The 13,525-nt window shown below is 53.0% G+C and carries 14 protein-coding genes; 6 read left to right on the forward strand and 8 right to left on the reverse strand.

From position 1 onward, the window contains the following. The 7 genes from tcyL to Q3V30_RS12630 all read right to left on the reverse strand — a co-directional run bounded on the left by tcyL (position 1) and on the right by Q3V30_RS12630 (position 6,451). Positions 1-669, reverse strand: coding sequence for a cystine ABC transporter permease (tcyL, locus tag Q3V30_RS12600; RefSeq protein WP_306206133.1), 669 nt, complete (start codon positions 667-669; stop codon positions 1-3). Then, complete coding sequence (gene tcyJ, locus Q3V30_RS12605; RefSeq protein ID WP_306206135.1) at positions 669-1,472, reverse strand: cystine ABC transporter substrate-binding protein; 804 nt, start codon at positions 1,470-1,472, stop codon at positions 669-671. Before tcyJ ends, tcyL begins: the two co-directional genes overlap by 1 nt. Positions 1,473-1,632: 160 nt before the next feature. After that, complete coding sequence (locus Q3V30_RS12610; RefSeq protein ID WP_306206137.1) at positions 1,633-2,619, reverse strand: D-cysteine desulfhydrase; 987 nt, start codon at positions 2,617-2,619, stop codon at positions 1,633-1,635. A 90-nt stretch (positions 2,620-2,709) separates the two neighbouring features. Further along, positions 2,710-3,213: a flagella biosynthesis regulatory protein FliZ gene (gene fliZ / locus Q3V30_RS12615; RefSeq protein ID WP_306206139.1), complete on the reverse strand. Its 504-nt coding sequence runs from the start codon at positions 3,211-3,213 to the stop codon at positions 2,710-2,712. 43 nt (positions 3,214-3,256) lie between these two features. Beyond that, positions 3,257-3,979 carry an RNA polymerase sigma factor FliA gene (locus Q3V30_RS12620; protein ID WP_306206141.1) on the reverse strand — a complete coding sequence of 241 codons (723 nt, stop codon included), beginning with the start codon at positions 3,977-3,979 and terminating at the stop codon, positions 3,257-3,259. 143 nt (positions 3,980-4,122) lie between these two features. Continuing rightward, the gene (locus Q3V30_RS12625) at positions 4,123-5,091 is read right to left on the reverse strand and encodes an HNH endonuclease signature motif containing protein (protein ID WP_306206143.1); all 969 of its coding nucleotides are present in this window, start codon (positions 5,089-5,091) and stop codon (positions 4,123-4,125) included. A gap of 73 nt (positions 5,092-5,164) precedes the next feature. After that, on the reverse strand, positions 5,165-6,451 hold the full coding sequence (locus Q3V30_RS12630; RefSeq protein ID WP_306206146.1) for a FliC/FljB family flagellin: 1,287 nt from the start codon (positions 6,449-6,451) through the stop codon (positions 5,165-5,167). 281 nt (positions 6,452-6,732) lie between these two features. Between Q3V30_RS12630 and fliD the strand changes: the two genes are divergently transcribed. From fliD to amyA, 4 genes are all read left to right on the forward strand, one after another. Further along, the gene (gene fliD, locus Q3V30_RS12635; protein WP_306206148.1) at positions 6,733-8,142 is read left to right on the forward strand and encodes a flagellar filament capping protein FliD; all 1,410 of its coding nucleotides are present in this window, start codon (positions 6,733-6,735) and stop codon (positions 8,140-8,142) included. Between the two features lie 11 nt (positions 8,143-8,153). Next, positions 8,154-8,561, forward strand: coding sequence for a flagellar export chaperone FliS (gene fliS / locus Q3V30_RS12640; RefSeq protein ID WP_306206150.1), 408 nt, complete (start codon positions 8,154-8,156; stop codon positions 8,559-8,561). Next, positions 8,562-8,930 carry a flagella biosynthesis regulatory protein FliT gene (fliT, locus tag Q3V30_RS12645; RefSeq protein WP_306206151.1) on the forward strand — a complete coding sequence of 123 codons (369 nt, stop codon included), beginning with the start codon at positions 8,562-8,564 and terminating at the stop codon, positions 8,928-8,930. Between the two features lie 137 nt (positions 8,931-9,067). Beyond that, on the forward strand, positions 9,068-10,549 hold the full coding sequence (amyA, locus tag Q3V30_RS12650; RefSeq protein ID WP_306206153.1) for an alpha-amylase: 1,482 nt from the start codon (positions 9,068-9,070) through the stop codon (positions 10,547-10,549). Positions 10,550-10,678: 129 nt separating this feature from the next. Here the strand turns inward: amyA and yedD are convergent, their stop codons facing one another. Then, complete coding sequence (yedD, locus tag Q3V30_RS12655) at positions 10,679-11,167, reverse strand: lipoprotein YedD (RefSeq protein WP_306206155.1); 489 nt, start codon at positions 11,165-11,167, stop codon at positions 10,679-10,681. Between the two features lie 167 nt (positions 11,168-11,334). Here yedD and Q3V30_RS12660 point away from each other — a divergent pair, with 167 nt between their 5' ends. Together Q3V30_RS12660 and Q3V30_RS12665 are read left to right on the forward strand one after the other, a co-directional pair. Further along, positions 11,335-11,658 carry a DUF6388 family protein gene (locus tag Q3V30_RS12660; RefSeq protein WP_306206157.1) on the forward strand — a complete coding sequence of 108 codons (324 nt, stop codon included), beginning with the start codon at positions 11,335-11,337 and terminating at the stop codon, positions 11,656-11,658. 401 nt (positions 11,659-12,059) lie between these two features. Further along, the gene (locus Q3V30_RS12665) at positions 12,060-13,460 is read left to right on the forward strand and encodes a GGDEF domain-containing protein (RefSeq protein ID WP_306206159.1); all 1,401 of its coding nucleotides are present in this window, start codon (positions 12,060-12,062) and stop codon (positions 13,458-13,460) included. The last annotated feature ends 65 nt before the right edge of the window (positions 13,461-13,525 follow it).

The following is a 13,525-nucleotide window of genomic DNA, read 5'->3' on the forward strand; positions in this document are numbered from 1 at the left end:
TCATTTTGACTCCTTGTCCTGACGGTTCACGCGATCTTCCAGCCTGCTCTGCAGCATGGAAAGCAGCGTTGCCATAACCCAGTAGATCAGCGAGGCAGCCAGATACATGGTGAACACCTCCAGCGTACGGGAGGTAATGAGCTGAGCCTGACGGAACAACTCCGGCACCTGAATGGTGGCGGCCAGCGAGGTATCTTTTACCAGACTGATAAAGCTGTTACCCAACGGCGGCAAAGCCGTACGGGCCGCCTGCGGTAAAACTACCCGGCGCAGGGTTTGCCAGCGCGTCATGCCGATGCTGGCTGCCGCTTCCCACTGGCCGCGCTCAATAGCGGCAATGGCGCCGCGCAGCGATTCAGACGCATAGGCTGCGGTGTTCAGCGAAAGACCAATCATCGCGGAGGGGATCGGATCCAGCTCAATGCCAAACTGCGGCAGACCGTAGTAGATCATAAACAGCTGCGCGATCAATGGTGTACCGCGAAAAATCGAGACGTAACAGCGTGACAGCCATGAAACCGGCCAGAAATGCGACAGGCGCATCATGGCCAGAACAAAGCCGAGCAGCAGGCCGAAGAACATCCCGCCGATGCTCAGCTGAAGCGTAAAGAGCGCACCCTTTAATAAAAAAGGTGCTGAATCCAGCACCAGTTGAAGACTTTCCTGCATTATTTAGTTACGTCCGCGCCAAACCATTTTTCAGAGAGTTTAGCCATCGTGCCATCTTTCTGCATCTCTGCAATGGCTTTATTGATGGCGTCCAGCAGCTGGGCGTTACCTTTACGCAGCGCCACGCCGGACTCCTGACGAGAGAATGCCGGGCCAGCCGCTGCCAGCGTATCGCCGGTTTTCTTAACCAGATCCAGCGCCGCCAGGCGGTCAACCAGAATCGCATCAATACGACCTACGCGCAGATCCTGATATTTAGTTGGGTCATCATCATAAGTGCGGATATCCACATCTTTAACATTGGCACGCACCCACTGCTCATAGTTGGTGCCAAGACCAACGCCCACTTTTTTCCCTTTCAGATCGTCGGCTTTGGTGATGCTTGCCGCATTCTCTTTTTTGGTTAACGCCTGAATACCGGAAACGGTGTAGGGGGTGGAGAAGTCATACTTCTTCTTACGCTCGTCAGAGATGGTGACCTGGTTAATCACCACATCGATGCGTTTGGAGTCCAGCGAGGCGAGCATGCCGTCCCATTTGGTGGGTTTCAGGCTCGCCTTCACGCCAAGGTGCTGCGCCAGCGCAGTGGCAAAATCGACTTCAAAACCGGCCAGCTTGCCGTTTTCATCCTGAAAACTGAAGGGCGGATAGGTGCCTTCCAGGCCAACCAGCAGCGAGCCGCGCTCTTTTACTTTGTTCAGCAGGTTTTCATCTGCCGCAAAGGCGTTGAGCGAAAAGCCAGCCACCAGCGCCAGTGACATAGCGCCCATCGCCAGACGGCGACGTACCAGAGAGAAATTCATAAGGACTCCACTGTGTTATGAGTTTATAAGCGTCATGTCCGCCACTGAGCTGAAAGTAAGCGGTACCCTGACGCCAAAGCAAACGGTTATCTTTAACCGGAAAAATGTATTCGAGCCGCTTCGTTAAAGCCAGCGGCATCGCCGATTTTTTCGATCCACCTTATACCGAAGGGTGATAAGCAAACAGCGCGGGTGCCCCGCCGGTATGCACAAAAACGATCGGCCCTTCGCGGCGGAAACGGTTCTGAGTGATGCCGTCGAGCAAACCTGCCATCGCTTTGCCAGTATAGACCGGGTCCAGGAAAATCCCTTCAAGGCGGGCCAGCAGCTTGATCGCCTCCATCCCCTCTTCATTCGGTAAACCATACTGCGGCCCGTAGTAGTCGTCCCACAGTGTGACAGACGCAGAAGCGGTCAGCTCCAGCGACGCGGCGAGCTGTTGCTGGATCGCCACCACTTTCGGACGCTGCTCGTCAGCTTTGCGTGAGACGGTAACGCCAACCAGTTCGGTCTCCGGCATCAGCACTTCCAGGCCAACGGCCAGACCGGCATGGGTACCGGCACTGCCCGAAGCGACCACCACGGCCGCAAAGTCGACCACGCCTTCGCTTTGATGCGCTATCTCCTGCGCGCACTCCACGTAGCCGAGCGCGCCCAGGGCATTAGAGCCGCCGACCGGCACGATATAGGGACGGAATCCCTGCGCTTCAAGGCGGGTAGCCTGCTCTTCAAGCTGGGCATTGGGGTCATGCAGTGCATCCACCATGATCGCTTCGGCATCCATCAGCTCCAGCATCAGGCGGTTGCCGTTGGAAAGGTAGTTTGCGGAGGTAGTGCCGATAGGGTTTTCCAGCAGCGCAACGCATTTCAGCCCGAGTTTAGCGGCCACCGCTGCCGTCTGGCGCACGTGGTTGGACTGAATGGCACCGGCCGTCAGCAGCACGTCGGCCCCCTGACGCAGCGCATCCGCCGCAAGGAACTCCAGTTTTCTCAGCTTATTGCCGCCGAGCGCAACCGGGGTGAAGTCATCACGTTTGATAAAGATGTCGCGGCCCAGATAATCAGAGAGGCGCGGCAGATGCTCCAGCGGCGTGGGTGAACCCAACAGCTCAAGCCTGGGAAAGGAAGATAAAAGATGTAAGGACAATGTAGCCTCCGAAGATAGCGCTAACAGTTATCCTTACAGTTTTACAGAAGAAAGCAAAAAGGTAACGTAAAAGAGCGTGCGCTCGTCACCCTAAGTGCGCTGCCAGCCTAAAAACTGGTCATATTTGCGCAAAGCGATACGATAGTTGTTGTTACCGGCATCCGGTAAGTCATTTTCCAGGCATTCATGCCAGCTATTGCCCCGCAATTTTTCAGCAGGGAAATTACGCGCCGACAGCATATCGTCCAGACGGCGCAGGCGAACAACATATTCGCGAATCGTGCTGTGGCTCATCTCGGTCTGCTCGAACAGATATTGTTTGAACGCCATGATGTCAAAGTAATTCGGATGCGTATTGCAAAAGATGTCACTGCAGAAGCGGCAAAGTGCCGTGAGTTCATTCTGAAGTTTTAACCAGACCTGATCGTCGATCAGCTGGTCCATCCGGGCTATGGCCTCTTTGTTTATTATCTGACCGCGAAACACCAGCGCCATACGGTCCAGTACCTTGCCACAATGTGAACAGTTACTCTGGCTGTGTTTGTAGTCTTTCAAATAACGGCTTAACGGCCTCATTTTTGTTTTGGATCCCATCTGAGAGTCCCCGGTTGGTGTTGAGAGTGCAAAACTGACTCCGTCAGCGCGCTCCCGTTAACCGGGCGCGCAGGCGTTTTATCGCCTGACTGTGCAGTTGGCTAACGCGGGATTCTCCCACCTCCAGCACTGCGCCAATCTCTTTCAGATTCAGCTCTTCCTGGTAATAGAGCGTCAGCACCATTTTTTCGCGGTCGGGCAAAGCCTCGATCGCTTCAATGACGCGCTCGCGCAGGTTTCCTTCCATTAGTTGATGAAGAGGGTTTGCCTCTTCGTGGCCATCCGTTACCAGTTCTGCGCTGTCGCCATGTTCTTCCCGGAATTCGTCATAGGAGAACAGCTGGCTGTTATTGGTATCCAGCAGGATCTGCCGGTACTCTTCCAGTGAGACGTCCAGAGACGTCGCCACTTCCTGTTCGGTAGCCGATCGCCCAAGCGACTGTTCTACCTTGTGCATGGCTCCGGCCACCTCACGTGCGTTACGACGCACGCTACGAGGCGCCCAGTCGCGACTGCGCAGTTCATCCAGCATCGCTCCACGGATGCGCTGTACGGCATAGGTGGTAAAGGCTGTGCCCTGTAGCGCGTCGTAGCGCTCCACGGCGTTTAACAGCCCAATCCCCCCGGCCTGCAGCAAATCATCCAGTTCAACGCTGGCTGGTAGTCGAACCTGCAGGCGCAATGCTTCATGACGCACCAGCGGCACATATCGCTGCCATAGCGAGTTTTTGTCCATCACCCCATCGGCGGTATAGAGATCGTTCACTCGGACACCCTGCGTTAGTTAAGTTATCGGCATGATTATCCGTTTCTGTAGGGGAGATTGATTGGCGGAATAGCGGTAAAAAAGGCGGGTTATTTCATTTTTGTGTAAAAAGGCGGCGTGAAGCTACTGCCGCCGCCTGCCTGCTAGCGTAATTGCAGAAGTTTCTCACGTGTGGCGGCCGGAACCTCTGCCCAGAGCGCGCAGGGCTGACCGTCAATCTCATGATAATACTCACTTAATCTGACCTCATCCTGCAGGCCATGACGAAATGCCACTCTGCCAGTTTCGCCATCAATGGTCAGCAAACGGTTTGTGAACAGCCGCTGTAAATCACTGCGCAGAAACAGGCCGTTATCGACGCTGTTGTCCAGCAGAAAACCATCTTCGTTCTCCAGCGTATTGATATGACAGGCTTCTACCCATGGCAACGGCGTCTGCTCCAGCACGCGGGTTCCGGTAATCACGCAGGCGCCATAGCGCGCTTTTACTGAGGCGGCGAACTCAGCCTGGCTGGCGCGCTGCCAGACATTGGCTTTGACCTGCCTGCCCACTTGTGTTCCGGCGATAACACCCGCAGGCGTAGCGAGCAAGGAGCTTGTCAACACCACCAGAAACTGAATACGACGTGAAACGGTGAAACAGGGATGCGCCTGGGCATCAAACAGCTGCCAGTAGTTCTCCTCCCCCTCTTTACGCATCAGCGAGAGTTTATAGCCGCGGCTGGCCAGCAGATTCTGTGCCGCAGCCGAGGTCGGATCCAGCATGGCGTAGACGTGACTCTCCCCCATCACCTTCCAGCGGTTTTCCTGCTTTGCTGCTGCGGTACGGCGGAAATAGAAGAAGGGAAGCTGCTGCCTGAGGTAATACTCCATCCGTCGCAGATAGTTTTTGCGCTCGTTATCATTAGAGATAAACAGCAAATCCTCCAGCGGACTGTTGGTTTCTTCATTAGCAAAAACGGCACGGATCACCAGATTGCGATAGCTGGTTGAGGGGCTAAGCAACGCACGCGCCGTCAGCTCCTTCTCTTCGGGATATTTCAACGCATAGCGTTGAGCTATCTCCTCAAAGCTCAGCAGATCGCCCGGGACAAAATCAACGTTGAAGCGCATTGGGACACTCCAGAGATAAAAAACCCCGCGAGCGCGGGGTTTTAAGGAAGTTTTTATCAGAGCACTAAGGCGATTAGCCCTGCAGCAGAGACAGAACCTGCTGTGGAACCTGGTTAGCTTTAGAGAGCACGGAGTTACCAGCCTGCTGAATAATCTGCGCTTTAGACAGGTTAGACACTTCTGTTGCGTAGTCAGCATCCTGGATACGTGACTGAGCTTCAGACAGGTTAGTGGTGGTGTTGTTCAGGTTAGTTACCGCTGAATCCAGACGGTTCTGTACCGCACCCAGGCTTGAACGGAAGGTATCAACCTGTGCAATCGCTTTGTCCAGCAGAGCCAGCGGGTCAGAGGTCGCAGCACCAGTGTAAGCATTGGTGTTGGCATCAGACGCGATATCACCGATGTTGCTGGCAACGTTCTGAGAACCAGTGGCGTCATTGGTGTTAGTCAGTGCAGTAGCATCAGTTTTGTAATCTTTACCCTGAACGGTAACGAATCCAACTGCAGCACCAGAAGCATCAGCACCCACTTTAACGTATTTACCGGTCATAGAACCGCCAGTAACGCCGTTATCGCTGTCGTCATAAGTCACGTCAGTGGTGTTCAGAGTTACAGCGCCGCTTGCATCATCAACAGAAACAGCGTAGTTGTCGCTACCAGAAGAAACAACGTAGGTAGAGGTAGCTGCGCCAGTTGAATCCTGCACGTTTTTCAGAGACAGGGTGCTTGCATCAACTTTCAGAGCAGTAGCAACAGAAGAGAGGTCAACTTTCTGCAGAGATCCGCTTGCGCCAACCTGAGTAATCGCATCGCTGGTTTTCAGAGCATTTTTGTCTACGCCGAAACCGCTCAGACCCAGAGTAGAAGAGTCAATTTTCTGCAGGTTGATGGAGATAGTCTGACCATCGTTAGCGCCAACCTGAATCTTCATGGTGCCGTCTTTAGCCAGCACGTTCACGCCGTTGAACTGAGTCTGACCAGATACGCGGTCAATTTCGTCCAGACGGGATTTGATTTCGTCCTGGATTGAAGAGAGGTCAGAATCAGAGTTGGTACCGTTCTGAGACTGTACAGTCAGTTCACGAACACGCTGTAAGTTGTTGTTGATTTCTGACAGTGCGCCTTCAGTAGTCTGGGCAACAGAGATACCGTCGTTAGCGTTACGAGCAGCCTGAGTCAGACCTTTGATGTTAGAAGTGAAGCGGTTGGCAATTGCCTGACCAGCAGCATCGTCTTTCGCGCTGTTGATACGCAGACCAGATGACAGACGCTCAATAGAAGTAGAGAGAGCAGACTGGTTTTTGTTGATGTTGTTCTGAGTGATCAGCGAGAGGCTGTTGGTATTGATTACTTGTGCCATGATAAAGTTTCCTATTAAAATCGAATCTGTTTAAGGTGGTTGGGCTTATTTGCCGCCCGGCTTCATCGCCGTCAAACTTATTATCGTCAGCCCTTAACTAACCTTTAGAATTTTTTTAGTCCCAGACGCAATTTTTCTTTCAACACCCTACTCCTTGAAATACCCCTCTCTATTACCGCTATTCGCTTCATTACTCCCGTTCAAAAAATCGTAAACTTTGCCTATCAGTGGCCGATAACCACGGTATTCACTCTCCGTGTTGACTCTATAAAGGAAACATTATGGCCAGTATTTCTTCGTTGGGTATCGGTTCAGGCCTCGATCTTGCTTCTATTCTCGACAGCCTGCAGGCTTCAGAGAAATCGGCCTTAACGCCTATCTCTACCCAGCAGTCTTCTTATACGGCAAAGTTAAGCGCCTACGGCACACTGAAAAGCGCTTTAACGACGTTCCAGACTGCTAACACCACGCTGAACAATGCAGACCTGTTTAGCTCAACAAAAACCACCAGCAGCTCCACGGCTTTTAGCGCAACCACAGCGGCCGGTGCCGTAGCGGGTAAATATACGGTTAGCGTCTCTCAGCTGGCAGCTGCGCAAACGCTGACTTCTGCAGTGCAGACCAGCAACACCACTGCACTGGCTACTTCAGACAGCACTATTACTATTCAGCAGGCGAATGGTAAAGATGCGGTTACCGTCTCCGTTTCCGCAGCCAACTCTTCGCTGACCGGTATTCGCGACGCCATTAACAAATCTGATGCCGGCGTCACCGCCAGTATTATTAAAGTTAGCGATGGCAGCTATCGCCTGTCGATGACCTCTGATGACACCGGCACCGATAACGCGATGACGTTAAGCGTGACCGGCGACAGCGCCCTGCAGAGCATGCTCAACTACGACGGCAGCTCCGCCAGCAATATGACGCAGAGCGTTGAAGCGAAAAACGCCCTGCTAACCGTGAACAACGTAGCGATTGAGAACAGCAGCAACACCATTAGTGATGCGCTGGAAGGGATTACGCTTAATCTTAGCGACGTCACTACCGGCAATCAGACGCTGACTATCACTAAAGATACCTCTAAGGCTTCAAGCGCGGTCAGTGCCTGGGTAGATGCTTACAACACGCTGCAGGATTCCTTCTCCAGCCTGACAAAATATACCGCTGTAGATGCAGGTACAGACGCTCAGGATACCAGCAATGGCGCCCTGATCGGCGACAGCACCCTGCGGACTATTCAGTCACAGCTGAAAAGCATGCTGACCAATGCGCAAAGCTCTTCGACTTACAAATCGCTGGCGCAGATTGGCGTCACTACTGACCCTACGTCAGGCCAGCTGGAGCTGGATAGCGATAAGCTCTCCACCGCACTCTCCAGCGATCCGGATGGGGTAAAGGCGATGATCGTTGGCGATGGCAAGACCACGGGTATTGCTACCACTATCGGTACCAATATCACCAGCTGGCTCTCCAGCACCGGGATCCTGCAGGCAGCCACCGACGGCGTCAGCAAGACCCTGAATAATCTTACCCAGAAATATAACGAAGCCAGCACCCGTATCGATAACACCATTGCTCGTTATAAAACCCAGTTTACCGCTTTAGACGTGATGATCAGCAAGCTCAACAGCACCAGCAGCTACCTGACCAGCCAGTTCGATACGTCAAGCAGTTCTTCAAGTACTAAGTAAAAGGAGAGAAAATGTATAGCGCAAGCGGCACCAAAGCCTATGCAAAAATCGGTGTGGAAAGCGCAGTGATGAGCGCCACGCCGGATCAACTGGTTACGCTGTTGTTTGACGGGGCGCTCAGCGCCCTGGTTCGCGCCCGGTTATTTTTGCTGGATGGCAACATCGTTGGCAAAGGAGAGTCTCTCTCCAAAGCCATCAACATTATCGAAAATGGCCTGAAGCAGGGGCTGGAAGAGCACAGCGGCGACGAGCTGGCTGATAATCTTGCCGGACTCTATCGCTATATGGTTCATCGCCTGATAAAAGCTAATTTGCATAATGACGCAGAAGCGATTCTGGAAGTCGAAACGTTGCTGCGCAACATCGCCGACGCCTGGAAAGAAGTTTCTGGAACTACCGCCCTTCAGGACGCCGTTTAAATGAATATTGCTCCGCAACTGCTTACGATTTACCAACAGTTATTGGTCCTCAGCCAGTCGATGTTACGCCTGGCAAGCGAGGGTAAATGGGATGAATTGATTGAAATGGAAGTCGATTACGTCAGTGCGGTTGAAATTCTGGCGGAAAGCACCAGGCATTCCCCAGTTCCTAAGCAGACGCAGGATCAGCTGCAGCCTGTCCTGCGTCATATCCTGAACAACGAAGCCGAAGTGAAAAGCCTGTTACAGTCGCGGATGAGCGAACTTTCTTCGCTGATTGGCCAGGCTACACGCCAGAAATCCGTGAATAAAGCGTACAGCGGAATGCAAGGCGTTGTCCTGTTTCCCCAGGGATCACCAGGCGTTTAAAAGATCCTTTTCAGTATGAATGTGACACACTCCAGCCGGCGGGCAGAACGCTAAAATTATTTTAGCTTCTGACCCGCGCTTTTCACCCGCCCTGCTCCATACTTCATTTCCCAGCCAGATGAACCCGGAGCAAGGACATGCCTAATCCCACCCTGTTGCAATTTTTCCATTGGTACTATCCCGACGGCAGTAAATTGTGGCCCGAAGTGGCCGAACGAGCGGAGAAGCTGGCGGAGATCGGTATCACCGATGTCTGGCTTCCCCCCGCTTATAAAGGCGAGTCCGGCGGCTATTCGGTAGGCTACGACAGCTACGATCTCTTTGACCTGGGCGAGTTCGATCAGAAAGGGTCCCGCGCCACTAAATATGGTGACAAAGAGCAGCTTATCGCCGCCGTGAAAGCGCTGCGGGCGCAGCATGTGGGCGTGATCATGGATGTGGTGCTTAACCATAAAATGGGCGCTGATGAAAAGGAGCAGGTGCAGGTCAATCGGGTCAATCCTGATAACCGCGATGAGATAGATCATGAAGCTTTTCAGGCTGAGGCCTGGACCCGATTTACCTTCCCCGAACGCGCAGGCCAGTATTCAAAGTTCGTCTGGGATTATAAATGCTTCAGCGGCGTTGATCATATTGAAAACCCCATGGGTAATGGCGTGTTTAAAATCGTCAATGACTATACAGAGGAGGGCTGGAGCGATCAGGTTGATGATGAGCTGGGCAATTTTGATTACCTGATGGGCGCCAACATCGATTTTCGCAACCGCGCCGTGACCAAAGAGCTGAAGTACTGGGCGCGCTGGATAATGCAGGAGATCCCCTGTACCGGTTTTCGCCTGGATGCCGTCAAACATATCCCTGCCTGGTTTTATAAAGAGTGGATTGAGCATATTCAGGAAGTGGCGGAACAGCCGCTCTTTATCGTTGCGGAATACTGGTCGCATGAGGTGGATAAACTTCAGCACTATATTAACCAGGTTGAGGGTAAAACCCTGCTGTTTGATGCCCCGCTGCAGATGAACTTCCATCTTGCCTCACGCGAGGGGGCGAATTATGACCTCAGCCAGCTGTTCAGCAATACGCTGGTGGAAAAGGATCCCTGGCATGCGGTAACGATTGTGGCTAACCATGATACGCAACCGCTGCAATCCCTTGAAGCACCCGTCGAACCATGGTTTAAGCCGCTGGCCTATGCACTGATCCTGCTACGGGAGGAAGGCGTACCGGCGATCTTCTATCCGGACCTGTTTGGCGCCAGCTATGAAGATGAAGGCGATGATGGTGAAAGCCATAAGATTGATATGCCGGCGATCCCGGAACTGGAAGCGCTGATCCGCGCCCGACAGATCTATGCTCACGGCGTACAAACGCTCTGGTTTGATCATCCACACTGCGTGGCGTTTGCGCGCAGTGGTACAGAGGAACATCCGGGCTGCGTGGTGATTATGTCGAACAGTGATGCAGGCGAGAAAACGCTGCCGCTGGGCGAGGCGCTGGCAGGAAAAACCTGGCGGGATTATCTGGGCCATCAGCAGGAGACGGTAACTGCAGACGATGGCGGAACGGCGCTTTTCCGCTGCAATGCGGGAAGCGTAAGCGTCTGGGTGCTAACGGAATAGAGATCTGCACAGAGGAATAGTCAGCCCAAAAAGGCAGCCATTGCGTGCGTTAACCCTGCTGACGACCTGATCTGGACCAGCAGCAGAGGCAACAGGCCGTGCGAAGCCAGCCGCACGGCTTTTTTATTATCAGGATTTGGCGTTTTTCATCATCATTTTATGATGTTTTTTGCTGCCCACATCCTTAGAGGTCTGGGGCTGCTCTTGCGCAGGCGCTGTCTGATTCTGTGCCTCCAGCGCAGCCTGGCATTCCGCCGTTGGGTTTTGCACTTTTTGCAGCGTCAGCTTGTCGTAATGCAGCTCCATACCTTCCAGCTCCAGCGGCATCACCCGAACCTGGTTATTAACGTTAACCCAGTCGCCTTTGAACAGCGTTACTTTACCGGGTTTGGCAATTACGCGCTGCCATTGGCGGCAATCCAGCGTATCGCCCTCTGCGGTAATAATCAGGCTGGCGATCGCTTCCTTACTGACTAACCCTTTTTGCGCGCCCATGGTCTGCCAGTTGCCAACCAGGCTGGCTGGAGGAGGCGTTTTCACCGCGCTCTGATAGTTGGGAATATCCGCACAGCCGGTGAGCGCGACGGTCGCCAGCGTCATAATCATCCACTTTTTCATTTTCATTTCCTGATTCTGCATTCAGGCGCTACGTTATAATTTCTCCTTAATTACCGCAAGCTGCATCATGTTCTCCCGCTCAGTTAATGCCCGCTCTTCCGCCCCGGCATTCCCCCGCCCTCTGCGGGCGTGTAAACTACGTTTATTACCGACAGCAGGATAGAGTGATGAAAAGTATTGAAGAGTATTACGCCACGGCACGGGATCTTTTTCTGGAAGCTCACCCGGAAATCAAAAGCGGCATTGCGCAATTAAGCGCGGAAAATGCCGCCTCGCTGGGAATGTCGCTATCCCAGTTACAGAATATGCAGGCTGACCGGGCTTATGCTGCTTTCACTCGCGAAAAGAAACTGGATGGCATGCTCTTCGCCATCCAGCTGGCTGAACCCGATAAAGCCGTGGCGGCCGAAGCTATCGAAGCTTATCTGCGTCAGCACGCTGCGGCACTCGGCATGAGCTGGGAAGAATTTTGTATTAAGAACGAACTGTAAATTCCCCTGCGGCTGGTCTCTTTTCGGGCCAGCCCTGTTTTAACGTCGCCCACCTTGCTCAGTTCCTGCGCTTGCTCAGAATGCTCTCAAAGGCCTGACGGCAGCATATTATCGTTCGATAAAAGAAACTGATTACGATATATATGCTGACACCAGCCTGTGACATTGCAGCAACCCCGTAAGCATTAATAAACTTTGGCAGTGATTGAAATAAACAAGCCTTAGCGATATTCTGAACGGCACTTCCGCCATATTAAGAAAATTCTTAAAGGATTGCTTTGCCGCCGCTTCTCACGTATGTTGTGCGCGCGGTTTGACGGTGGAAAACCTGCACATCAAGCCCGCACACGGCAGTTACCGCGCGGTTTCTCTTCGCCGGACTCCTGTAAGAACCTTGAGTCATGAATATGCAACTGAATAAATATAAGTTTGACCAGGTGATATTCCTGTTTCTTCTGGCATTGTGTTTAGCGGCCCTGGGCCTGCAGTGTCGCACCTTGCAGGCCCTTTCTCTTTTCTGGCCCTGCAATGCTCTGCTTTTAGGCCTGCTTATTCGTTTCCCCCGTTTTGATACGCTCTCCAGTCTGCCAGCCATCTATTTCGGTATGGTCTTCGCGGACGTTTTATACGGCACCCCTGTTAGCGTTTCGCTGGGCTTAGACGCAGCGAATATGGCTTTTATTGTGACGGGTCGGGCTGTGCTACTCTCTCCGCTCTTCACCCGCCCCTATCCACGCCGGTTGCAGGCTTTGATCAGGGTGTTTCCCGCTTCAATTATTAGCGCCGCCGTCTGTGCTGCTGTGGGCTCGTTCGCCAGCCAACGCTACTTTCATGATGACCTGCTAAAGGGCTGGATCTCCTGGTTTTGTGAACAGCTTTCCACCTCAATCCTTTTGCTGCCGCTGGTGATTACCCTGCTGCGCAAAGATGAGCTTACCCAGTTTGTGACCGATTTACGTGAAAGTAGCCTGATGCCGCTGCTGTCGCTGCTGTTTTCCATGGTTGGGGGGATCTATGTTGGCGGCGGCGGAAGCCTGATTTTCCCGCTGCCTGCATTAATGTGGTGTGCGGTGAGCTATCCGATATTTTTCACCTGCCTGCTGACCTTGTTCACCGGGATTGCTGAAATTACCCTGGTTGCCAGCAACGTGCTCAATATTCAGGGTTCAGACGATTTCTTTCGCATAGACAGTCTGGCTTCAGCCAGGCTGGGCGTGGCGGCAATGACCATCAGCCCGTTGATTGTGGCGCTGAGTACCACGGCCAATAAAAAGCTGGTCGCCAGAATTACCCAACGCGCGGACTATGACTTTTTGACCGGCGCCCTTACCCGCAGCGGACTCTCGTCACGGCTGGCTGCGCTGGCAACCCGACGTAACAAGCAGAACAGCTTTTACGGTGCAGCTTTTGTGATTGATATCGATCGGTTTAAAAGCATCAACGATACCTATGGACATGCTGCCGGCGATATTGTGCTGGCGAAAACGGTTGAGTGTATCCGGCAGTCGCTGCAGCAGACGGCGATTATCAGCAGGATGGGAGGGGAGGAGTTTCTGGTGCTTATTGAGGGGATTTCTCAGCCAAGAGCTTATCTGCTGGCCGATCGTCTGCGCCAGAGCATTGAGCGCAACGCCATCGTACTGAACAATATCAATCTTAACGTCACGGTGAGCATCGGCATCAGCACGCTGAATATTACCGATCCCACCAGTCTGGATGAGTCAATCAAGCATGCAGATGAACAGCTCTACATTGCCAAAACCAGCGGCAGGAACCGGGTCAGTCCCGAGTTTGTGTTATGACTCTTTAAGTTTCACAGAGCAAAAAAAACAACCCGCCTTAGCGGGTTGTCCTGAACTTGCTCAGC

The sequence above is a fragment of the Erwinia pyri genome, from assembly GCF_030758455.1.
GTDB lineage: Bacteria > Pseudomonadota > Gammaproteobacteria > Enterobacterales > Enterobacteriaceae > Erwinia > Erwinia pyri.

Coding starts and splice junctions, on each gene's coding strand:
- fliD (WP_306206148.1), top strand. CDS start 6,733: ATGGCCAGTATTTCTTCGTTGGGTATCGGTTCAGGCCTCGATCTTGCT.
- tcyL (WP_306206133.1), bottom strand. CDS start 669: ATGCAGGAAAGTCTTCAACTGGTGCTGGATTCAGCACCTTTTTTATTA.
- fliZ (WP_306206139.1), bottom strand. CDS start 3,213: ATGGGATCCAAAACAAAAATGAGGCCGTTAAGCCGTTATTTGAAAGAC.
- fliT (WP_306206151.1), top strand. CDS start 8,562: ATGAATATTGCTCCGCAACTGCTTACGATTTACCAACAGTTATTGGTC.
- yedD (WP_306206155.1), bottom strand. CDS start 11,167: ATGAAAAAGTGGATGATTATGACGCTGGCGACCGTCGCGCTCACCGGC.
- Q3V30_RS12630 (WP_306206146.1), bottom strand. CDS start 6,451: ATGGCACAAGTAATCAATACCAACAGCCTCTCGCTGATCACTCAGAAC.
- tcyJ (WP_306206135.1), bottom strand. CDS start 1,472: ATGAATTTCTCTCTGGTACGTCGCCGTCTGGCGATGGGCGCTATGTCA.
- amyA (WP_306206153.1), top strand. CDS start 9,068: ATGCCTAATCCCACCCTGTTGCAATTTTTCCATTGGTACTATCCCGAC.
- Q3V30_RS12665 (WP_306206159.1), top strand. CDS start 12,060: ATGAATATGCAACTGAATAAATATAAGTTTGACCAGGTGATATTCCTG.
- Q3V30_RS12660 (WP_306206157.1), top strand. CDS start 11,335: ATGAAAAGTATTGAAGAGTATTACGCCACGGCACGGGATCTTTTTCTG.
- Q3V30_RS12625 (WP_306206143.1), bottom strand. CDS start 5,091: ATGCGCTTCAACGTTGATTTTGTCCCGGGCGATCTGCTGAGCTTTGAG.
- fliS (WP_306206150.1), top strand. CDS start 8,154: ATGTATAGCGCAAGCGGCACCAAAGCCTATGCAAAAATCGGTGTGGAA.